Below are 19,849 nucleotides of genomic sequence, written 5' to 3'. Positions count from 1 at the left end.
GGGAGGTCAATCGCCGCCCGGCCGCTCCGGATCAAAACGGGACGTCTTCCTCGGGCGCAGTCTTGGCTTTGCTCGTCTTGGCCTTGGTGGTCTTGGCCGCGGGCTTTTTCGCTGTCGCTTCCTTGGGAGCGGCAGCCTTTTTGGCTGCGGGCTTCTTGGCCGCCGCCTTTTTCGCCGGTGCCTTCTTCTTGCCGCCCCCCGCCTCGATCTTGGCGGCGATCAGCGCCACGGCCTGTTCCAGCGTCACATCCTCGGGTTTGATGTCCTTGGGAATATTGGCATAGACCTTGCCCTGATTGGCATAGGGTCCGAACCGGCCCACGGCGATCTTGATCGGCCCGCCCTCATGCTCGAACGTGTTGATCGCCGAAGCGCTGGCGCGCTGGAAACCGCCCGCCGCCTTTTGCGCGATCAGATCCACCGCGCGGTTGATGCCGACGGTGAACACCTCTTCGACGTCCGGCAGATTGGCATATTTGCCCTCATGCAGGATGAACGGCCCATAGCGCCCGAGCCCGGCCATGATCATCTGGCCGGTTTCGGGATGCAGGCCCACTTCCCGCGGCAGGCTGAGCAATTGCAGCGCCTTTTCGAGCGTCATCGCAGCCGCGTCCCAGCCCTTGGGCAGGGAACTCCGCTTGGGCTCCTTGCCCTCGCCGAGCTGCACATAGGGCCCGAACCGCCCGGATTTGAGATGCACTTCCTCGCCGCTTTCCGGATCGGTGCCCAAGATGCCGTCGCCCGCCGCCGCCTCGGCGGCATTGCCGCTGGCCGCATCGGACAATTGCATCGTGTGCTTGCATTCGGGATAGTTCGAGCAGCCGATAAAAGCGCCGAACTTGCCCAGTTTCAGCGACAGCGTGCCGGTGCCGCAAGTGGGGCATTTGCGCGGATCGGACCCATCCTCGCGCGCCGGGAAAATGTGGTCGGCCAGAAGATCGTTGAGCGCATCCAGCACTTCGGAGACGCGCAGATCCTTGATTTCCTCGGTGGCGGCGGTGAAATCCTTCCAGAAATCGCGCAACAGCACCTTGTAGTCGAGTTCGCCGGCTGACACTTGGTCGAGCTGTTCTTCCAGATGCGCCGTAAAGCCATATTCGACATAGCGGGTGAAGAAGCTTTCGAGGAACGAGGTGACGATCCGCCCCCGATCCTCGGGATGAAGCGCCTTGCCTTCGAGCCGCACGTAATTGCGGTCCTTGAGCGTGCCCAGCGTCGCCGCATAGGTCGAGGGCCGGCCAATGCCCAGCTCTTCCATCTTCTTGATCAGGCTCGCCTCGGTATAGCGGGCCGGCGGTTGGGTGAAATGCTGCGCGATCTCGACCTGTTTCAGCGCCGGCTTGTCGCCCACCGAGAGCGGAGGCAATTCGCAGCCATCTTCGTCCTCATCCTCGCCATCGCCCTTGGCCTCGACGCCATAGAGCGTCAAAAAGCCCGGGAAAGTCACCACCGACCCGGTGGCGCGCAGGCTCACCGCGCGTCCGGGCACATTGACGGCAATGTCGACCGAGGTGCGGTCGATTTCGGCCGAGCGCATCTGGCTGGCCAGGGTGCGGCGCCAGATCAGCCCATAGAGCTTTTGCTGGTCGGCATCGAGGCTGAGATTTTCCGGCCGCTTGAACATGTCGGTGGGGCGGATGGCCTCGTGCGCTTCCTGCGCATTCTTGGCCTTGGTCTGATAGAGCCGGGGCTTTTCGGGCAGATAATCCTCGCCGAAATATTTCCCGATCACCGAGCGCGCCATGGCAATACCCTCGGGGGCCATCTGCACCGCGTCGGTTCGCATATAGGTGATCAGCCCGTCCTCATAGAGCCGCTGGGCGATCTGCATGGTGCGCGATGGCGACAGGCCCAGCCGCGAGGACGCATCCTGCTGGAGGCTCGAGGTGGTGAAGGGCGCATAGGGATTGCGCTTGGTCGGTTTCTTTTCGACATTGGCCACATTGAACTGGCCGGCTTCGATCAGCGCCTTGAGCGCGGCCGCGTCTTCGCCGGTGCGGATGTCGAGCTTGTCGGTCTTTTTGCCGTCCACCGAGAACAGCCGCGCCAGAAAGCTCTTGCCGCCCTGGGCCAGCTGCGCCTCGACCGACCAATATTCATCGGCCCGGAATTTCTCGATTTCCGCTTCGCGTTCCGACACCAGCCGCAACGCCACCGATTGCACGCGCCCCGCCGAGCGCGAGCCCGGCAATTTGCGCCACAGAATGGGCGAGAGCGTGAAGCCGACGAGATAATCGAGCGCCCGGCGCGCCAGATAGGCGTCCACCAGCGGCATGTCGATATCACGCGGCTTGGCCATGGCGGCGGTCACTGCGTCCTTGGTGATGGCGTTGAACACCACCCGCTGCACCGGCACATCCTTTTTCAGCGCCTTCTTGGCGCGCAGCACGTCCAGGATATGCCAGGAAATCGCCTCGCCCTCGCGATCAGGGTCGGTGGCCAGGATCAGGCCATCGGCGCCCTTGAGCGCCCCGGCAATATCGGCGATGCGCTTTTTGGCCGCGCTGTCCACTTCCCAGGACATGGCGAAATCTTCGTCCGGACGGACCGATCCGTCCTTGGCCGGCAGGTCGCGGATATGGCCGAAGCTGGCCAGGACTTCATAATCCTTGCCCAAATATTTGTTGATTGTCTTGGCCTTGGCCGGACTTTCAACGACGACGACCTTCATTCGGCGATCCGTTCCGCAACAGCATTCAAAGAGCGCGCAACATGGTGAAGCCGGAACAAAGTGTCAACGGGGCGGCTTTTTCCGCCTGCGAAAGAAATTCCTCGCCTCCCACCCCCACCCGGTCTATCGAGACAAGCCATGAATGACGGCGACCAATGCATAGCGACATGAATCCCCAAGCCAGCCTCATCCCCGATTTCGACCTCTCTTCCCGCAATACCCTGGCGCTGCGCGCCCGCTCGCGCTTCGGCATCGCCATCGAAAACGCCGCCCAATTGCCGATCCTGTTTGCCGAAGCGGCGCGCCGCGCCCTGCCGGTCCGGGTGCTTGGGGGGGGCAGCAATGTGGTTTTGGCCGCCGATTTTGACGGCATCACCGCCCTGATGGCGACCAGGGGCAAGGCGATAATCGAGCAGCGGGAAGACGTCACCATCATCGAGGCCCAGGCCGGGGAGACCTGGCATGACCTTGTGTGCTGGAGCGTCGAGCAGGGCCTGGGGGGGCTCGAAAACCTCGCTCTCATCCCCGGCACGGCCGGCGCCGCGCCGGTGCAGAATATCGGCGCCTATGGGGCCGAACTGGCCGACCTCTTCGAATCCGCCATGGTCTATGACCGGAACAGCGGCGGGACGACGAGCTTCACCCGCGCCGATTGCGCCTTCGCCTATCGCCATTCCGTCTTCAAAGAGGATAAGGACCGCTATATCGTCCTCTCCATTCGCCTGGCGCTGCCGAGGGATTGGCGGCCCAATCTCAATTTCGCCGGCCTCGCCGAACTGGCCGATGATCCAGCGCTCACGCCCCAATCGGTCATGGAGCGGGTGATCGCGCTGCGCCAGAGCAAGCTGCCCGATTGGCGCCTTCATCCCAATGCCGGCTCCTTCTTCCAGAACCCCATTGTCAGCGCCGAAATGGCCGCGCCCCTGCTGGCCGAATTTCCCGCCGCCCCGCATTTCCCCCAGCCCGATGGCAGGCTGAAACTCTCCGCCGGCTGGCTGATCGAGAAATCCGGCCTCAAAGGCTTCCGCCTCGGCCCCGTCGGCATTTCCGATCGCCATGCCCTGGTCGTCGTCAATCACGGCGGCGGCCAGCAAGCCGACATCGCCGCCCTCGCCAACCACGTCAAATCGACCGTAAGAACCCGCTTCGGTGTCCAGCTTCACGAAGAGCCGGTATTTTTGTAGGGGCAGCCCAAACCTAACGGTTCCTGCTCCCCTCCCCCTTGAGGGGAGGATAGAGAATGGGGGTTCAGGACCATTCATTCTCTCCACCCGCCCGACAGACCGGCCCCGTCAAACAACCTCTGCAACCCTTTCAACACACCAGTCTCGCGGCTCCATCGCCTCCCTCCCCCCTGAGGGGAGGGGTTGGGGTGGGGGTTCGAAACTTTCCCCGTGCCCGATGGCAAGGAAGCCGCACTCCCACGTAAACCCGCTCTCCACCTCGACGCAAAACTCCGCTACAAGCAGCGAACCTGCCTCCTCCCCGCGAAAGCCCCGTTCCCGTGCGGCCCAATTCCGTCCTTCTTCCGGTCCTGCTTGTCACTCTGGGCATGGTCTTCACCCAGACCGGGGCCAGCTTTGCCAAAATGCTGTTTCCGCTGGTCGGGGCCGCCGGGGCCACGGCCCTGCGCCTCACCCTGGCCGCCCTGGTCCTCTTCGCAGTCTTCCGCCCCTGGCGGCACCGGCTCGACCGCCTGCAATGGCGCGCCGTCCTGCTCTATGGCGGGGCCATGGGGGCGATGAACCTTTTCTTTTACGCCGCGCTCGAACACATCCCCCTCGGCATTGCGGTGGCGCTCGAATTTACCGGCCCCTTGGCCGTGGCCTTGTTCGGCGCCCGCCGTCCACTCGACTTTTTCTGGATCGTGCTGGCCATGGCCGGCTTTGCCCTGCTCCTGCCCTGGAGCGGCAATGCGGGCGACATTTCACCCCTCGGCGTCGTCCTCGCCCTCTGCGCGGGCGCCTGTTGGGCCGGCTATATCATTTTCGGCCAGCGCGCCGGCACTGGTGGCGGCGCCCATATCGCCGCGCTGGGGGTCGCCACCGCCGCCTGCATCGCCCTGCCCTTCGGCATCTTCACCGCCGGCGCGGGCATGCTCGATCCCGCCATCCTGCCGCTGGCCCTTGCCGTGGCGCTCCTTTCCAGCGCCATTCCCCATGCGCTCGACATGGTGGCCCTGCCCCATATCCCGGCGCGCCTCTTCGGCATCCTGATGAGCGGCCAGCCCGCCTTGGCGGCCCTCTCCGGGCTTATCATCCTTCACGAGACGCTTGCCCCTGGACAGATCATCGGCATTACCGCCATCGTCACCGCCTCCATCGGCGCCACGATCACCATTGCCGGCACATCGGACTGAAAAGCCTATCGGCAATGTTCGGACAATTCGCGGCGAAACAACACGCCGGCGCGCCGAACCCGATTGCCTGGCGCCGCGCACGGCGCGATAATCGTGTTCTGGAGGTGTCCCGATGCTCTACGCCATTCTCTGCTATAATGAAGAAGAGGAAGTCTCGCGCTGGACGGCCGAGGAAGACGCCGCCTGCATGGAGCGGCTTGGCGCCGTTCAGGCCGGCATGAGCGCGAAGGGCAAGCTGGGCCCTGTCGTCCGCCTCTGGAATACCGACGAGGCCAGGACGCTCAAAAAGTCCTCCGGCGATCCGATCGTCTTTGACGGCCCCTTTGCCGAAACCAAGGAACAATTTCTTGGCTTCTATGTCGCCGATTGCGAAAACATGGATGAGGCGGTCGATTTCGCCAGGCGTCTGGCCGTGGCCAATCCGGGCAGGGGCTCCTACGAAATCCGGCCCCTGCGCTATTTCGGCGACAACAAGCTGGCCCCGGCGTGAAAGGTTAGCAGTCCGTTAACTAATCGCCTCTGGACGGCGATCCGGGAGCAATAAAAGATTGTCGATCAGCCGGGTTTTGCCGAGAAATGCGGCAATGGCGAGCAAGGCGCCGCCCGGCCCCACTCTGGCGATGGTCCCGAGGCTTTCAGGGTCGCGCAATTCCCAATATTGCGGCACGAGCCGGTCCGAACGCGCCAGCACCGACAGCCCCAGCGCCGACAATTTCTCCGCCTCCGTCTCGCCGGCGAGATATGCCGCTTCGGCTGCCTTAAGGCTTTGATAAATCAGGGGTGCAGCGGCCCTATCCTCGGCGCTCAGATAGACATTGCGCGAACTCAGCGCCAGCCCATCCGCCTCCCGCACAATGGCCCCGCGCCGGATTTCGACCGGCACGTCGAGGTCGCGCACCATGCGCTCGATTACCGCGCATTGCTGGGCGTCCTTCTGGCCGAACCAGGCGATCTGCGGCTGCACCAGATTGAACAATTTGAGCACCACGGTCGCGACGCCGCGAAAATGTCCCGGTCGCTCCGCTCCGCACAATGGCAGCGAAGCCATTGATTCATCAACGAAAGTTGAGGAGCCAGGGGGATACATGTCATCCACCGAAGGCAGGAACAGCGCCTCCACCCCCGCCGCTTCCAGCTTGGCCAGATCAGCCTCCAGCGGCCGCGGATAGCGCGACAGATCTTCATTGGCCCCGAACTGCAAGGGGTTGACGAAGATCGAGGCAATGACGCGATCCGAGCCGGCCCGCGCCTGTTCCATGAGGCTGATATGGCCCGCATGCAGCGCGCCCATGGTCGGCACGAAACCCAGTTTCACCTCGGCGGGCAGGCTGGAACGCCAGGCGCGCAACGCCGCTTTATCCTTCAAGATCAAGGTCATGCGATCAGATCCCAGATCTGCCTGGCGATCTCGGTCTTGCTGCCCAGCCCCAATTCCTGCCGCAATCCATCCTTGCCCAGCAACACGCCCGCATTGGTCGAAACCGCAAAGCCGGTCGCGCCCGTCTCACCCAGTCTGGCGACCTGATTGGCAAAGAGGAAATCCAGTCCCTTGGCCTCGAGCTTGCCCCTGCCATGCGCCTCGACATGGTCCGTTTCGGCGGCAAAACCCAGAAACCATTGATCTTTCGCCGCCCTACGCAAGGCGCCCAGCACATCGACGGACGGCACTAGGTCGAGCGCGATGGCTTCCGCTCCCCGCTTGAGCTTGCGCGCCGATGGAGCGGCCACCGCATAATCCATCACCGCCGCGCTGGCGATAACGCCTTGCGTGAGCGGCAGTTTTTCCAGCGCCGCCGCCGCCATCTCCTCGGCGCTGCGCACTTCGATGAGGTGCAGCCGCCCCTCGGCGCCACGCGGCGCGACCGGCCGCACCACGCCCTTGTCGATACCGAGCACGTAATCCACCACGGCCCCGCGCCGCAGCGCTTCCTCGGCCATGGCGGCGCCCATCCGCCCGGTCGAATGATTGGTGATATAGCGCACCGCATCGATCGGCGTGGTCGTCGGCCCGGCAGTGATCAGAATGCGCTTGCCCTCAAGGTCCGGGGCCGCGACGGGCCGCAGCGCCCGCTCGATTGCCGCGACGATATCGGCGACTGGCGCCAGCCTGCCCATGCCCACTTCCCCGCAGGCCAGCAACCCAGAAGCCGGATCGATCACTTCGGCGCCGCGCGCCACCAGCGCCGCAAGGTGCTGTTGCACAATGGGTTTTTCCCACATCACGGTATTCATCGCCGGAGCGATCAGCAATGGCGCCTCGCTCGCCAGCGCTACAGTGGAGGGCAGGTCATCGGCCAGCCCCAGAGCCAGTCGCGCCAGCATATTGGCGCTCGCTGGCGCGAAGACGATCAATTCCGCCCAGCGCGCCAGATCGATATGCTCGGTGCCTGAAATATCGGGACCGAAAATCTCCGATAAAGCCTTGCGACCACTCAGGGTTTCAAGAACCAGCGGGCTGACGAACTCCCGGGCGCTGCGGGTCAAGAGACACTGAACCTGGTGGCCCGCCTTGCCCAATTCAGACACGACATCGGCGATCTTATAGGCGGAAATCGAGCCGGAAACGGCGATCACAATATTGGCCATTATTCCGCCCGCCGGGACATCGGGATCGGCTGCCTTTCGGCCTTGGTCTCGGCCACATATTCCCCCACGGCGCCGCGAATGATAGCGGCGACATCGGCGCGCGGCCGGGCAAAGCCCGGGGGCGGGCTGACATTGAGCCCGATCAGATCATTGACCACCAGCACCTGTCCAGCGCAGTCCTTCCCGGAGCCGATGCCGATCGTGGGGATGGTCAGGGCGCGGGTGATCTCGGAGGCCAGCGCCGGGGTCACGCATTCGAGCACCAGCGCGAAAACGCCTGCCGCTTCAAGGGCCTTGGCCTCCTCGCGCAGCCGCGCCGCCGAGGCGTCGTCCTTGCCATGCATGTAATAGCCGCCCATCTGGTGCACCGCCTGCGGCGTCAGCCCGATATGGCCGATCACGGCGATTCCATGGGCCACCAGCGCCTCGACCATTGGCACCATGGCGAGACCACCCTCGACCTTGACCGCCTCGACGCCGGTTTCCTTCATGACGCGCACCGCATTGGCCAGGGCCTGTGCCGGATCGGTCACCGAGCCGAACGGCATGTCGCAGACCAAGAGCGCCCGCGACGTCCCGCGCTTTACCGCCGCCGCGTGACGGATCATGTCATCGAGCGTCACCGGCAGGGTGGTCTCGTGCCCCAGCACCACATTGCCCAGGCTATCGCCGATCAGGATCATGTCGATCCCGGCGCTTTCGACCAGCGCGGCCATGATCGCATCATAGGCGGTCAGCATGGCTATGGGCTCGCCGCGCCGGCGCATGGCGGCAATATCGCGCGTGGTGAGGCGTCTGGCGGGTGTGTGAACCGACATGAAAAGTCCTTCAGCCCGGCGGGCTCGACAGCGTCCCGGCCTTAAGGCGCGGCAATAAGCCATCAAAGCCCGGGGCGCCAGCCCTTCATTGGTGCTAGAGCGCTCGAGCGGCCGCCCGGCTCAGCGCTTGAACAAAAGGCCGCCCAGCCAGCCGGTCAGCAGCGCCAGCAACACCGCGGCGATGCCATAAAGCAGCGGTTGGCGCACCGCCATGGTAGCGACAAAGCGCTCGAACCCTTCGGTGCGCACCGAAAATCGGGTAATGGTGCTGCTGATCATTTCGCCATCCACAAAGATATAGGCCCTGGCGCCATAAAGGCCATTGGCGACATTGGAGGGCAGGTCGATCCGGGCGGCGAAAGCCGTGCGCGAGAGAAACGCCACGCCCATGCCGCTTTCGATCAGCGTGCCGGCCTTGCGGCGCAGGCGCCGCAATTCCTCGTCGAACATGGGATCGCCCGATACCCGCGCCGCCGCGATGACGGCGAGTGGGTCGAAACCGGGATCATTCTGCATTTCCGGCGACAGCATGACATTGAGCGGGCGGCTCGACAGCACCGCATAATAGCTCGGCACACCCCGATAGGTCGCGGTCTGCGTGGTGAGCACGATACCCGCCTGCCGCCCGCTCATGCTGACGCGCTGGTCCTGCGGCGGCCCCTCGATGACGATCACCGCATCATATTGCGCCCGATCGGGCACACCGATTTCCTGCGGGTCAATGGCCCCGAAAAGGCTGAAGGCCTGGCCGGCGAAATTGGAATGGATGGTGACCACGGGATCGGAATTTGCCAGCACCACGCCCTGCGCGGATGCATTTGGCAGCGCCGTCAGGGAGAAGCCGATAAGGCCGATCAGCACGAGGAGGACATGTCTCATCACAGAATCTCACCGAAACCGATGACCTCGAAGGCGAAGGGATCGGCCGGCATGGTGATGATGGAAATTCCAAAGCGCGTCGCCACCGCCAGGATAAGCAGGGCCAGCAGGCCGCGCAATTGCTCACCCTTGAGCGACTGACCGGCCGCGGCGCCGAATTGAGCCCCGGCCACGCCGCCCACCATCAGGCAAAACGCCAAAAGAATATCGACCGACTGATTGTTCACCGCCTGCAATATGCAGGTCACCGCCATCACCACCAGAAGATGGATCAGCGAGGTGCCGATAACCACGTTGCCGGGAACGCGGATCAGATAGACCAGCGCCGGGACGAGCACAAAGCCGCCCCCCAGGCCAAGCAGCGCCCCCAATATGCCCACGAGAAAGCCAATGGCGATGATGGGCAGAATGGAGATATAAAGGCGCGATCGCCGGAACCGCGTGCGAAGCGGCAGCCGCTGCAGCCAGGTGAGCTGGTTCTGCTTGCGCCGCGTCACCACCAAGGCATTGCGGCGGGACGCCAGAAGCGCCTGCACGGATTCGACCATCATCAAGACGCCCATCGAGCCCAGCAGCAGCAGATAACCGAAGGCGATGAAGAGATCGAACAGGCCCAGCGTGCGCAATACGGACAGCAGCCAGATGGCGACGAACGCCCCAACAACGCCGCCACAGACCAGATAGAACGCCATTTTGAGATCGACGCCGCCGCGTCGAAAATGGGAAATGGCGCCCGAAGTCGAAGATGCCGCGACCTGCGCGGTGACCGAGGCGACCGCGACCGGCGCTGGCACGCCGGAAAACAATAGGAGCGGCGTCAGCAGAAAGCCGCCGCCGACCCCGAAAAGCCCGGAAATGAAGCCGATTGCCGTACCGATGCCGACCAGGAAGAACAGATCGACTGAAAGCTCGGCAATGGGCAGGTAAATGGGCATTGGAAACCTGGGCGAAGCAGCCGGGTTGAATCACGGGCTTCTGTGCCCAATTCGATTATCAGGCCACGGCTCCACTTTCGAGGGGGTCGAAGGCGATGCGGAAGCCGACATTGCTCGAGGCGCTATCGGGCGACATGGCGGTCCGCGCCGCTATCCGATAGCGATAGCAATAGGAAATGTGGCACAGAAAGGAGCCTCCCTTCAGCACCCGCTCTCCATGCCGGGCGGCAAGGGCGTTGCGCTGTTGCGCACCTATTCCCATGGAGCGGATGCGAAAGGCGTCGGCGCTCCACTCCCAGACATTACCGGCCATGTTGAAAAGGCCCAGCGCATTGGGCGCGAAGCTGCGCGCCGGCGCGGTGCGCAGATAGCCGTCGCGCAGGCTGTTGTGGTGAGGGAAATTTCCCTGCCAGATATTGCACAAAGCCTTGTCGTCATCCGGCTCCTCATCGCCCCAGGGAAAGCGCTTGCGGATCGCGCCACCGCGCGCTGCATGCTCCCATTCCGCCTCCCGCGGCAGCCGCCCCCCCGCCCAATTTGCATAGGCATTGGCATCGTTCCACGACACCTGCACCACGGGATGATCCATGCGCCCGGCAATGGTGCTGTCCGGCCCCTCGGGGCACTTCCAATTCGCTCCATTGACTATATGCCACCACGGCAGCCCGTCCCCCACCGGCGCATTCGCGAAAGCAGGACGCTCGCTGCCATCGAAAACCGGCGACCAGCCAAGCCGCTCGGCCTCGGTGACATAGCCGGTCTCTTCGACAAAGATTTCGAATTGCCGATTGGTCACGCTCGTCGGCGACAGCAGGAAATCGGCAAGGGTCACAGCCCGCTCGGGGCCTTCGCCATCCTGCGGGATGGCTGGGTCATTGGTGCCGACAAAGGATGCGCCCCCCGCTATGGGCCGGGCCGCTACGCGATCATGCCCGGGGCCGGAAGCGACCGCGAGCCCGCCCGGCACCTTTTCTGGCGCTGACCGCTCCGGCACGGGCTTGGGCAGGCAGCATCCGTTCATCTCGTCACCGGGAGGATGCCTCGAGGCCGGCGCGCAATGCCGCGCTGTCGTGCTCGGGCACATCGCCGACCTCCGCCATCTTGGCATCGAGCTTGGTCAGCATGGCGAGGAACACTTCGCGATAGGCGGGATCATTGGAAAGGTTGAACATTTCGCTGGGGTCTTCGAGGCAATCGAACAATTCCCATTCGGGCGGCTCGTCGCCGTCGAACGCGCCGGGCTGGTCCAAGGCTTCATTATACCAGTAGATCAGCTTGTAGCGGCTGTCGCGCACCCCGTAATGGGCAAAGGCATTGTGATAATAATCCTTGTGCATCCAGTAGCGGTGATAGGCGACTTCCTGCCAATCCTCGCCCGCCTTGTCTTCAAGGAGCGGACGCAGGCTCACCCCCTGCATATAGCTGGGCATGGGCAGTCCGGCATAGTCGAGGAAGGTCGGCGCGAAATCGACATTGCTGGCGATGCGCTTGGAAATGGCGCCGGCCTTGATGGCGCGCGGATAGCGGATGACGAAGGGCATTTGCAGCGATTCTTCATACATGAAGCGCTTGTCGAACCAGCCGTGCTCGCCCAGGAAAAAGCCCTGATCGGACGTATAGATGACGATGGTGTCCTGGCTCAGCCCATTGGCGTCGAGATAATCGAGCAGCCGCCCCACATTGTCGTCAATACCGGCAATTGTGCGCAGATAGCGCTTGATATAGCGCTGATACTTGAAGAGGTCGAGTTCCCGCCGCGTGGCGAAGGTGAAGTTCTCTCCGGTGTCCTTGTCGATGAGGACCAGCCCGCTGACATCTTCGGGATCGGGCACCTTGCGGCCGACGAACCCGTTTTCGCTGCGCTGGGCTTCGCCGATCTCGTCCCCGCCTTCGGGCTGGATCAGGCCGAGATCCTCATAGGTCATGTCGCGGCGAATCCGCATCTTGGCCAGTTCGGCCGCCGAGGCGCGATTGCTGTAATCGTCGTCATAGGTATCCGGCACCGGCAGATCCTCGACATAGAGATCACGGTAGCGCGGATGCGGCACGAAGGGGCGGTGCGGCGCCTTGTGGTGGCACATCACGAAGAAGGGACGATCCGGATCGCGCGCCTCGAGGAAATCGATGGTCTTGTCGGTGATGATGTCGCTGGCATAGCCCGGCTCGACCTTCGGCCCCTCGGCATCGATCATCACCGGGTCGAAATAATCCCCCTGTCCGGGCAGAACCGACCAGGCATCGAACCCCGAAGGCTCATGTTCCTTGCCTTCGCCCAGATGCCATTTGCCGAACATGCCGGTCTGATAGCCGGAGGCGCGCAGATGGCGGGCGACATTGGGCAGGCGATTGTCGAGATGCGTCGCCAGCGTCGTCACCCCGTTCACGTGATTATAGGTGCCGGTCAGGATCGACGCCCGGCTGGGCGTACAGATGGAATTGGTGACATAGCAATGATCGAGCCGCATGCCCTCATGCGCCAGCCGATCGATATGGGGCGTGGCGTTGAGACCCGAGCCATAGCAGGAAATCGCGTTCGCGGCGTGGTCATCGGCCATGATGAACACGATATTGGGCCGGGTTGTCGTCATAGCCAGTCTATCCATGATGCAAGAATGTGGTGAACCTCCGCACCCTGCGGCGCGGAGGTTCGGGACGCAACGAACTACTTGGCGAAGAAATCGCCCAGATAGAATTCGGATGCCGGCTGCGGATTTTCGATACGGCCGAACGCCACATAGAGCCCTGCCAGCGTATCGAGCCAGCCCTGGACGCTGCCATCAAGGGTCAGCGCTTCCAGCTCCTCGGAGCTGGGCAGGCGGGCCTGCACCGCTTCGGCCGCCAGTGGCTCGGCGGGCACGCCGAGGAATTCGGCGGTGATGGCCACCGCTTCATCGAGATTGTCGCGGCGATAGTCGAGCGCGTCCTTGATGACGGCATTGACCTTGCGGATCGTGTCCTCGTCCTCGGCCATGGCGTTGGAAACGATGAACGAGCTCGGAAAGGCCACTTCGGGGAAGAAGTCCTCGTTCTTGGACAATTCGTTGAGCCCGGGGATGCGCTGGCGAATGATGTCGACGAACGGATACCAGATGCCGGCGGCATCGACCTGACCTGCGGAGAAGGCCGTGACGATGGTGCTGGGGTCCATCATGATGGTTTCCACGTCGTCAAGGCTCATCCCGGCTTCCTCGAGCGCTAGGCGCAGCAGCATGTCGCCGGACGTGCCTTCGGGCACCGCAACCCGCTTGCCGCGCAGATCCTCCAGCGATTCGATGCCCGGCTGGGCAATGACGCGGTCAGTGGCGCCCAGGGCATTGATCGCGATCACCTTGGCCTGCCCCGAAGCCGGCAGCCACAGGGCACCCGGTCCGATATAGGCGAAGTCCAGCGATCCCGCGCCCAGGGCCTGAACCTGGATCGGGCCATTGGTGAAGACGCTGAGTTCGGCCTTGAGCCCGTGCTTGGACCACAGATCCTGCTTGGTGGCGATCGCGGCCATGCTCGAGCCGAAATAGTCGGCGATATAGCCCATGCGAATGGTGGTGGGCTCCTGCGCCATGACCGGGCCGAGAAATACCCCGCTCAGCGCCAGGCCGGCGACCAGTTTGATCAGATTGCGCTTGTGCATTTTAACCTACTCCTCCTGCGGGTTGGATTGCTGGCCAGGTCTCGTATAGACGGCGTGCCAGACTTTATTGCGGATTTCCGCAAATTCGGGCGAGAGACGAATGTCCTCGGTGCGTGGATAGGGCAGATCCACATTGATCACTTCCTGGAGCCGGCCGGGGCGGGCCGCCATGACGATCACCCGATTGGCGAGGTACACGGCCTCATCCACGTCATGGGTGATGAACATCACGGTGCGACGCTCTTTCGACCAGGTTTCCAGCAATTGCTCCTGCATGCGAACGCGGGTCAGCGCATCGAGCGCGCCGAACGGTTCGTCCATCAGCAGGACCTTGGGATTGACGGCATAGGCGCGGGCAATGGCGCAACGCTGCTTCATGCCGCCCGAGAGCATTTTGGGCAGGGCATCGGCGAAATCCGACAGGCCGACCAGATCGATGTAATGCGCCGCGATCCGCCGGCGCTCCTCGCGGCCAAGCCCCTTGAGCTTGAGCCCGAATTCGACATTGTCGCGCACGCTCAGCCACGGGAACAGGGCATATTGCTGGAAGATGACGCCGCGGTCGGGGCCGGGGCCGGACACGGCCTCGCCATCGACGAGGCAGCGCCCATTGCTGACCTCGAGCAGGCCGGCCACGATGTTCATCGCCGTGGACTTGCCGCAGCCCGAGGGGCCGACAACGGTGATGAATTCGCCGTCATAGACGTCGAGATTGAAGTTCTCCAGCGCCGTAAACGTGCCGCTGGCGGAACCGAAAACCCGTCCGACATTCTCGAAGCGGATTTTGACCTCGGAGGAAATGGTCATGGTTCAGATCCTTTCCTGCCAGGCAGTGAGCTTGCGCTCCGCCAGGACGACGACCCGATCCATCAGCAGGCCCAGGACACCGATGGAAATGAGCGACACGAAGATGATGGGAAGATCGTAATAGAGCTGGCCCTGCTGCATGCGGAAACCGAGCCCGCCCTGCGCGGCGATGAGTTCGGCGGCCACCACGGTCGCCCAGGCCGAACCCAGTCCGATACGGAAGCCGACAAGGATGAACGGGGTCGAAGCAGGGATGACGACGCGGGTGAAGATCACCCAGTCCGAAGCGCCCAACACGCGGGCGGCATTGATGAAGGTCTTGTCCACGCTGACGACGCCCTGATAGGCCGCGACGACGGAGGACAAGAAGGAGGCGAGAAAGATCACGAAGATCTTGGGCGTCTCATCGATCCCCATGGTGACGATGGCCAGCGGAATGATGGCCAGCGGCGGGATGACGCGGAAGAACTGAATCCAGGGATCGATCAGCCCTCGCGCGACCTTGTACCAGCCCATGAGAAAGCCAACCGGAATGGCCAGCAGCACCCCGAGCGCAAAGCCGGTCAAGACGCGGGTCAGCGAGGCGCGCGTATCGGACCACCATTGCCCGCTGGCAAAGGATTTTACGAACCGCTCCAGCACTTCCACCGGCCCGGGCAGCGGCGTCGCGGTGAGCGTGGTAGCGAGCCACCACAGGCCAATCCCGCCTAGGATGGAGATCGGAGCGAGAACGAGGGCGGTCTTGTCGATCCGGGGCCCCGTCTTTGCGGGCAATGATACGGCTTCGGATTGTGCCATGTTGCTATCCTTCAAAGACGGTTTCTGGCGCAGGGGCGGAGCAGGCGTCACGCATGGGCCGGCATGCAGGGATCAATTGAGCGCCTCGCGTATCGAAACGGCATTGGCCGGGGGCAGCGAAATGCGGGATTCGGGCGCATCGGCGCCAAAAAGCGTATTATGCAGATGATTGAGGCCAATGGCGGTCGCGCCAACCAGAGCCGCATGCTCCCCCAATTCGCTGGCTTCCACCGCGACCGAATAGGGAAAGCAGATGGGCAGCATCGCTTTGACGCGCGCCACCAATTCCTCTCTTGTGCCGATCGAGCCGCCGAGAATGACCTTGTCGGGATTGGCAATGGCGGCAATCGCGCCAATGCCTCGGGCCAGAAGCCGCGCGGTCTCGTCGAGCACGGCAACGGCATGGGCCTCGCCAGCATTGGCCTTGTCGAAGATGGCGGGGACGCTCGCATCGGATCCGGCAAGGCTGCGATAGCGCGCCAGGATTCCATAGGACGCCGCCAACCGCTCGAAGGCACCTGCCCGTAGCGATTCCGGCTCGAACGGATCGGCGCCGAAAGGCAGAAAGCCCAGCTCGCCCGCCGCATTGTTGGCGCCGCGAACCAATTGGCCATTGAGCATCAAGCCGCTGCCAACGCCCGTGCCCAGGGCGATATAGGCCAGATTGTCGTGCCCCTGCCCGACGCCCAGCCAGCTTTCCCCGAGCACGGCGAGGTTGACGTCATTTTCCAGCATGACATCGCAACCGAGCGCCGACTCCAGTTCGGAGGCCACGTCCATCTGGTCGAAGCCGGCAATATTGGGGGCGAGCAGAACCTTGCCGCTATCGGCCTGGGGCGCGCCCGGCACGCCGATCACCGCGATGCGCAGCTTCGCCATCTCGATGCCGCAGTTTTCGGCGGCATTTTGCATCAATCGGGCAATCTGGGCGATGATGGCGGCGCCGCCATCCTTATGGGTCGGCTCCATCACTTCGCCGATCACCTGACAGGCAAGGTTGCAGATCGCGACACGCACCTTGGTGCCGCCCAGATCGACGGCTCCGATATAGGCCGCGGTAGGAACGATCTCATAGGTGACCGCCGTGCGCCCCACATGGCCGCTGGTGCGTCCGGTTTCGCGCACCCAGCCTTCGTCTTCAAGCTGGCGCATCACTTCCGAAATGGTCTGCTTGGACAGGCCGGTCTGCTTGGCGATGGAGGCACGCGAGATCGCGCCACCCTGGACAATGGCTTCCACGACGGAGCGCAGGGAGAACTGGCGGGAGAGGCGAAGCGATTCACTCAAGGCGCGATCCAATTAGTTCGGCAACTAGACGAACTATTCTATGGAGCACGAAAAGAGTCAACCGGCTATCTCGATCGCACGGCGCAATCCGAGACCAATTGGTTCCCGCCAGCGCCGTCAGCGCTGCGACTTGGCGTGCAACTGAGGCTGGAATTGCATTATATTGGATAGACTTGGCTTGGGATTACCGCCGCTTGTGCCGACATGTCATCGGGTCCGCCCTTATGGTGGAAAAGCCGAGGCGGGAGCCTGCCTTCACCCAGTGAAGGGCAGTGCCAGAGGAGGAGCAATCTGCATGAAATCCTCCAATCGGCTAGGGACGGCTGCACTCAACCATCAGAGCGCTTCAGGAAGCGGGCGAGCGCTTTCTTGTAGTCCTGGCTACGGCCCCGTAGAGCCTGCGCCTCGGCCTCGCGCCGCAATTGCCCGCCCAGGGTCTGACCGCCACTGTGCTCCAGCAGGGTCTTGGTCGCCTGGACGGCGCTTGGGGGCAATCGGGCAATATTGGCGGCCATTTCTTCCACCATGGCGCGCAGTTCCGGCTCGGTTTCGGCCACGGCGCTGGCCAATCCCCATGCCAGCGATTGCGTCGACCCGATACGGGCGCCGGTCAACAGGCACATGGAGGCCCGCGCCGAACCAACCTTGCGCGGTAGCAGCCAGCTGGCGCCGCTATCGGGCACGAGGCCCAGGCGCACGAAGCCGAAATCCAGCGCCGCGGCCGGAGTCATGACCACGAGGTCACAGGCCAGCGCCAGACTGGCTCCTGCTCCCAATGCCACCCCCTGCACGGCGGCGATACTCGGCTGCGGCAAGGCGACGAGTTCGGCAATGACACGATTGATGCCCTCGCTCAGTGCCTGCCCCAGATCCATGTCCTCGCCGTCCAGAATCGGCGCCCGTTCCTCGAGATCCTGACCGGCGCAAAAGGCACGCCCTTCGGCGTCCAGCACCACGCAGCCGATGGTTTTGTCGGCGCGGATACTGGCCAGCGCTTCCAGCAGCGCGTCACGCAGCGGGATGGAAATGGCATTGAGCTTGGCGGGCCGGTTCAGCGTCAGATAGGCCACGCCCGACTCGATGCGCAGGCGCACGAGCTCATCCATGCTCATTGCCCGCTATAGTTGGGCCGGCGCTTTTCCAGGAACGCCGTCATGCCTTCCGCCTTGTCGCGGCTGGCGAACAATAATTGCACCGCCTTGCGCTCCAGCGCCAGCGCTGTCGCCAGCGGCGCATCGGCCCCCAGAAGGATGACTTCCTTTATCTGCGCCACGGCAATCGGCGGCATGCGGGCGATTTTCTCGGCCAAGGCCAGCGCATTGTCGAGCACTTCGGCATCGTCGACCACGCGGCTGACCAGGCCCATGGCAAAGGCCTCGTCCGCCGTGACGATTTCTCCCGACAAGCACATCAGCATGGCGCGGAATTTGCCGACGGCACGGGTAAGGCGCTGCGTGCCGCCCGCGCCCGGCATGATGCCGACATTGACTTCGGGCTGCCCGAGCCGGGCGCCCTTGCCTGCGATGATGATGTCGGCATGCATGGCCAGTTCGAGCCCGCCACCGAGGGCAAAGCCATTGACCGCCGCAATGACCGGCACCGCGCATTCGCCGACCGCGCCCCATAGGCGCTCGGTGTGGCGATGATACATTTCGATGGCGTCGATACGCGACATGTCGGCAATATCGGCGCCGGCGGCAAAGGCCTGCTCGTTGCCGGTGAGGACCACGCAGCGCAATTGCTGGTCACCCGCCAGCGCCTTGAAGGTCTCGGCCAATTGCTGGCGTATCGACAGGTTGAGCGCATTGCGCACTTCGGGCCGGTTGAGCCGCACAATGGCCACTGCCGACGAAGGACGCTCCAGAAGCACTTCACTCATGCCACCGCCTCCAGCGTGAGGGCAATGCCCTGTCCGACGCCGACACACATTGTGCAGAGGGCATTCCGGGTCTGGCGATGTTTCAATTCTAGCGCCGCCGTCAGCGCCAGCCTGGCCCCCGACATGCCCAGGGGATGGCCAAGCGCAATGGCGCCGCCATTGGGATTGACGTGTTCGGCCGCGTCGGGCAGCCCCAGGTCGCGGAGCACCGCCAACGCTTGGGCGGCAAAAGCCTCGTTCAGCTCCACAACATCCATGTCGCCGATGGACAGGCCCAGCCGCGCCAGCAGCTTGCGCGTCGCCGGTGCGGGTCCGATCCCCATGATGCGCGGCTCAACCCCGGCTGTCGCCAGCCCGGTGATCCGCGCCAGCGGCGTCAGCCCATAACGCTCGACCGCCCGTTCCGAAGCGATCAGCAGCGCCGCCGCCCCATCATTGACCCCCGAGGCATTGCCGGCCGTCACCGTGCCATTGGCGCGGAACGGTGTGCGCAACTGGCTCAATTGCTCCAACGTGGTCGCGCGCGGATGTTCGTCGCGCTCGATGGTCAAAGCCGGCCCCTTGCGCTGCACCTGCTGCAACGCCACGATTTCCTCGGCAAGGCGGCCGCTCTCCTGCGCCCGCGCCGTACGCTCCTGCGAGCGCAGCGCAAAGGCGTCCTGATCGGCGCGGGAAATGCCAAATTGTTCGGCCACGTTCTCGGCGGTTTCCGGCATGGAATCGATGCCATATTGCCGTTCCAGCAGCGGATTGACGAAGCGCCAGCCAATGGTGGTGTCATGAAGCTCGGCCTGCCGCGCATAGGCGGTTTCGGCCTTGCCCATGACGAAGGGCGCGCGCGACATCGATTCGACGCCCCCGGCAATGATCAGGTCGGCCTCTCCGGCGCGGATGCTGCGCGCCGCCAGTCCGACCGCATCGAGCCCCGAACCGCAGAGCCGGTTCAACGTCAGCCCCGGCACATCGACCGCCAGCCCGGCCAGCAATCCAGCCATGCGCGCGACATTGCGATTGTCCTCGCCGGCCTGGTTGGCGCAGCCCATATAGACATCGTCGATGGGCGCATCGGCGAGATTGGGCACCCGCTCCAGCAGCGCCTTGATGACATGGGCGGCCAGGTCATCGGGACGGAAGCCGGCCAGCGCGCCGCCATAGCGGCCGATCGGCGTGCGGACGCCGGCACAGATATAGGCCTGGGTCAT

Annotated in this window: 18 protein-coding genes; 3 read left to right on the top strand and 15 right to left on the bottom strand. The window is 63.7% G+C overall.

The features are described 5' to 3' along the window. Nucleotides 1–31: 31 nt before the first annotated feature. Nucleotides 32–2,671 carry a type I DNA topoisomerase gene (gene topA, locus H0482_RS07600; protein WP_193729443.1) on the bottom strand — a complete coding sequence of 880 codons (2,640 nt, stop codon included), beginning with the start codon at nucleotides 2,669–2,671 and terminating at the stop codon, nucleotides 32–34. 167 nt (nucleotides 2,672–2,838) lie between these two features. On the opposite strand from topA, the gene murB reads away from it, so the two are divergent. From murB to H0482_RS07585, 3 genes are all read left to right on the top strand, one after another. Further along, nucleotides 2,839–3,855 carry a UDP-N-acetylmuramate dehydrogenase gene (gene murB, locus H0482_RS07595; RefSeq protein WP_193729442.1) on the top strand — a complete coding sequence of 339 codons (1,017 nt, stop codon included), beginning with the start codon at nucleotides 2,839–2,841 and terminating at the stop codon, nucleotides 3,853–3,855. A 320-nt stretch (nucleotides 3,856–4,175) separates the two neighbouring features. Next, entirely contained in the window at nucleotides 4,176–5,030 is an 855-nt protein-coding gene (locus tag H0482_RS07590; protein ID WP_330998229.1) for an EamA family transporter, read from the top strand. A 112-nt stretch (nucleotides 5,031–5,142) separates the two neighbouring features. After that, entirely contained in the window at nucleotides 5,143–5,520 is a 378-nt protein-coding gene (locus H0482_RS07585) for a YciI family protein (protein ID WP_193729441.1), read from the top strand. A gap of 15 nt (nucleotides 5,521–5,535) precedes the next feature. Here H0482_RS07585 and panC read toward each other — a convergent pair whose 3' ends face one another. From panC to pcaF, 14 genes are all read right to left on the bottom strand, one after another. Next, on the bottom strand, nucleotides 5,536–6,408 hold the full coding sequence (panC, locus tag H0482_RS07580; protein ID WP_193729440.1) for a pantoate--beta-alanine ligase: 873 nt from the start codon (nucleotides 6,406–6,408) through the stop codon (nucleotides 5,536–5,538). Then, nucleotides 6,405–7,616 (bottom strand): bifunctional phosphopantothenoylcysteine decarboxylase/phosphopantothenate--cysteine ligase CoaBC, encoded by a 1,212-nt coding sequence (gene coaBC / locus H0482_RS07575; RefSeq protein ID WP_193729439.1) that lies wholly within the window; start codon nucleotides 7,614–7,616, stop codon nucleotides 6,405–6,407. Before coaBC ends, panC begins: the two co-directional genes overlap by 4 nt. Then, nucleotides 7,616–8,434, bottom strand: a complete 819-nt coding sequence (gene panB / locus H0482_RS07570; RefSeq protein ID WP_193729438.1) for a 3-methyl-2-oxobutanoate hydroxymethyltransferase — start codon at nucleotides 8,432–8,434, stop codon at nucleotides 7,616–7,618. The genes coaBC and panB overlap by 1 nt, the downstream gene beginning before the upstream one ends. Nucleotides 8,435–8,554: 120 nt before the next feature. Beyond that, the gene (locus H0482_RS07565) at nucleotides 8,555–9,313 is read right to left on the bottom strand and encodes a TIGR02186 family protein (protein ID WP_193729437.1); all 759 of its coding nucleotides are present in this window, start codon (nucleotides 9,311–9,313) and stop codon (nucleotides 8,555–8,557) included. Beyond that, nucleotides 9,313–10,248 carry a sulfite exporter TauE/SafE family protein gene (locus H0482_RS07560; protein WP_193729436.1) on the bottom strand — a complete coding sequence of 312 codons (936 nt, stop codon included), beginning with the start codon at nucleotides 10,246–10,248 and terminating at the stop codon, nucleotides 9,313–9,315. Before H0482_RS07560 ends, H0482_RS07565 begins: the two co-directional genes overlap by 1 nt. 58 nt (nucleotides 10,249–10,306) lie before the next feature. Beyond that, a complete protein-coding gene (locus H0482_RS07555; RefSeq protein WP_193729435.1) occupies nucleotides 10,307–11,269 on the bottom strand; it encodes a formylglycine-generating enzyme family protein in 963 nt (320 codons plus the stop codon). Nucleotides 11,270–11,273: 4 nt separating this feature from the next. Further along, nucleotides 11,274–12,836, bottom strand: coding sequence for a sulfatase family protein (locus tag H0482_RS07550; protein ID WP_193729434.1), 1,563 nt, complete (start codon nucleotides 12,834–12,836; stop codon nucleotides 11,274–11,276). A gap of 74 nt (nucleotides 12,837–12,910) precedes the next feature. Continuing rightward, on the bottom strand, nucleotides 12,911–13,876 hold the full coding sequence (locus H0482_RS07545) for an aliphatic sulfonate ABC transporter substrate-binding protein (protein WP_193729433.1): 966 nt from the start codon (nucleotides 13,874–13,876) through the stop codon (nucleotides 12,911–12,913). A gap of 6 nt (nucleotides 13,877–13,882) precedes the next feature. Next, the gene (locus tag H0482_RS07540; protein WP_193729432.1) at nucleotides 13,883–14,683 is read right to left on the bottom strand and encodes an ABC transporter ATP-binding protein; all 801 of its coding nucleotides are present in this window, start codon (nucleotides 14,681–14,683) and stop codon (nucleotides 13,883–13,885) included. A 3-nt stretch (nucleotides 14,684–14,686) separates the two neighbouring features. Continuing rightward, nucleotides 14,687–15,481: an ABC transporter permease gene (locus H0482_RS07535; RefSeq protein WP_193729431.1), complete on the bottom strand. Its 795-nt coding sequence runs from the start codon at nucleotides 15,479–15,481 to the stop codon at nucleotides 14,687–14,689. A gap of 72 nt (nucleotides 15,482–15,553) precedes the next feature. Next, complete coding sequence (locus tag H0482_RS07530) at nucleotides 15,554–16,768, bottom strand: ROK family transcriptional regulator (protein WP_193729430.1); 1,215 nt, start codon at nucleotides 16,766–16,768, stop codon at nucleotides 15,554–15,556. A 329-nt stretch (nucleotides 16,769–17,097) separates the two neighbouring features. Next, nucleotides 17,098–17,874, bottom strand: a complete 777-nt coding sequence (locus H0482_RS07525; RefSeq protein WP_193729429.1) for an enoyl-CoA hydratase/isomerase family protein — start codon at nucleotides 17,872–17,874, stop codon at nucleotides 17,098–17,100. Nucleotides 17,875–17,876: 2 nt separating this feature from the next. Continuing rightward, complete coding sequence (locus H0482_RS07520; RefSeq protein ID WP_193729428.1) at nucleotides 17,877–18,647, bottom strand: enoyl-CoA hydratase-related protein; 771 nt, start codon at nucleotides 18,645–18,647, stop codon at nucleotides 17,877–17,879. Next, nucleotides 18,644–19,849 (bottom strand): 3-oxoadipyl-CoA thiolase, encoded by a 1,206-nt coding sequence (gene pcaF / locus H0482_RS07515; protein WP_193729427.1) that lies wholly within the window; start codon nucleotides 19,847–19,849, stop codon nucleotides 18,644–18,646. Before pcaF ends, H0482_RS07520 begins: the two co-directional genes overlap by 4 nt.

The sequence above is a fragment of the Devosia faecipullorum genome (assembly GCF_015158295.1).
In the GTDB taxonomy this organism is placed as follows: Bacteria; Pseudomonadota; Alphaproteobacteria; order Rhizobiales; family Devosiaceae; genus Devosia; species Devosia faecipullorum.
Note: the sequence above shows the minus strand (reverse complement) of the source record. Positions and strands in the feature narration are given on the sequence as shown.

What these genes read in the sequence shown, in the direction of transcription:
- panC (WP_193729440.1), bottom strand. Translation starts at nt 6,408, where the DNA reads ATGACCTTGATCTTGAAGGATAAAGCGGCGTTGCGCGCCTGGCGTTCC.
- panB (WP_193729438.1), bottom strand. Translation starts at nt 8,434, where the DNA reads ATGTCGGTTCACACACCCGCCAGACGCCTCACCACGCGCGATATTGCC.
- H0482_RS07585 (WP_193729441.1), top strand. Translation starts at nt 5,143, where the DNA reads ATGCTCTACGCCATTCTCTGCTATAATGAAGAAGAGGAAGTCTCGCGC.
- H0482_RS07560 (WP_193729436.1), bottom strand. Translation starts at nt 10,248, where the DNA reads ATGCCCATTTACCTGCCCATTGCCGAGCTTTCAGTCGATCTGTTCTTC.
- pcaF (WP_193729427.1), bottom strand. Translation starts at nt 19,849, where the DNA reads ATGACCCAGGCCTATATCTGTGCCGGCGTCCGCACGCCGATCGGCCGC.
- H0482_RS07545 (WP_193729433.1), bottom strand. Translation starts at nt 13,876, where the DNA reads ATGCACAAGCGCAATCTGATCAAACTGGTCGCCGGCCTGGCGCTGAGC.
- topA (WP_193729443.1), bottom strand. Translation starts at nt 2,671, where the DNA reads ATGAAGGTCGTCGTCGTTGAAAGTCCGGCCAAGGCCAAGACAATCAAC.
- H0482_RS07550 (WP_193729434.1), bottom strand. Translation starts at nt 12,836, where the DNA reads ATGACGACAACCCGGCCCAATATCGTGTTCATCATGGCCGATGACCAC.
- H0482_RS07520 (WP_193729428.1), bottom strand. Translation starts at nt 18,647, where the DNA reads ATGAGTGAAGTGCTTCTGGAGCGTCCTTCGTCGGCAGTGGCCATTGTG.
- H0482_RS07525 (WP_193729429.1), bottom strand. Translation starts at nt 17,874, where the DNA reads ATGGATGAGCTCGTGCGCCTGCGCATCGAGTCGGGCGTGGCCTATCTG.
- H0482_RS07535 (WP_193729431.1), bottom strand. Translation starts at nt 15,481, where the DNA reads ATGGCACAATCCGAAGCCGTATCATTGCCCGCAAAGACGGGGCCCCGG.
- coaBC (WP_193729439.1), bottom strand. Translation starts at nt 7,616, where the DNA reads ATGGCCAATATTGTGATCGCCGTTTCCGGCTCGATTTCCGCCTATAAG.
- murB (WP_193729442.1), top strand. Translation starts at nt 2,839, where the DNA reads ATGAATCCCCAAGCCAGCCTCATCCCCGATTTCGACCTCTCTTCCCGC.
- H0482_RS07555 (WP_193729435.1), bottom strand. Translation starts at nt 11,269, where the DNA reads ATGAACGGATGCTGCCTGCCCAAGCCCGTGCCGGAGCGGTCAGCGCCA.
- H0482_RS07540 (WP_193729432.1), bottom strand. Translation starts at nt 14,683, where the DNA reads ATGACCATTTCCTCCGAGGTCAAAATCCGCTTCGAGAATGTCGGACGG.
- H0482_RS07565 (WP_193729437.1), bottom strand. Translation starts at nt 9,313, where the DNA reads ATGAGACATGTCCTCCTCGTGCTGATCGGCCTTATCGGCTTCTCCCTG.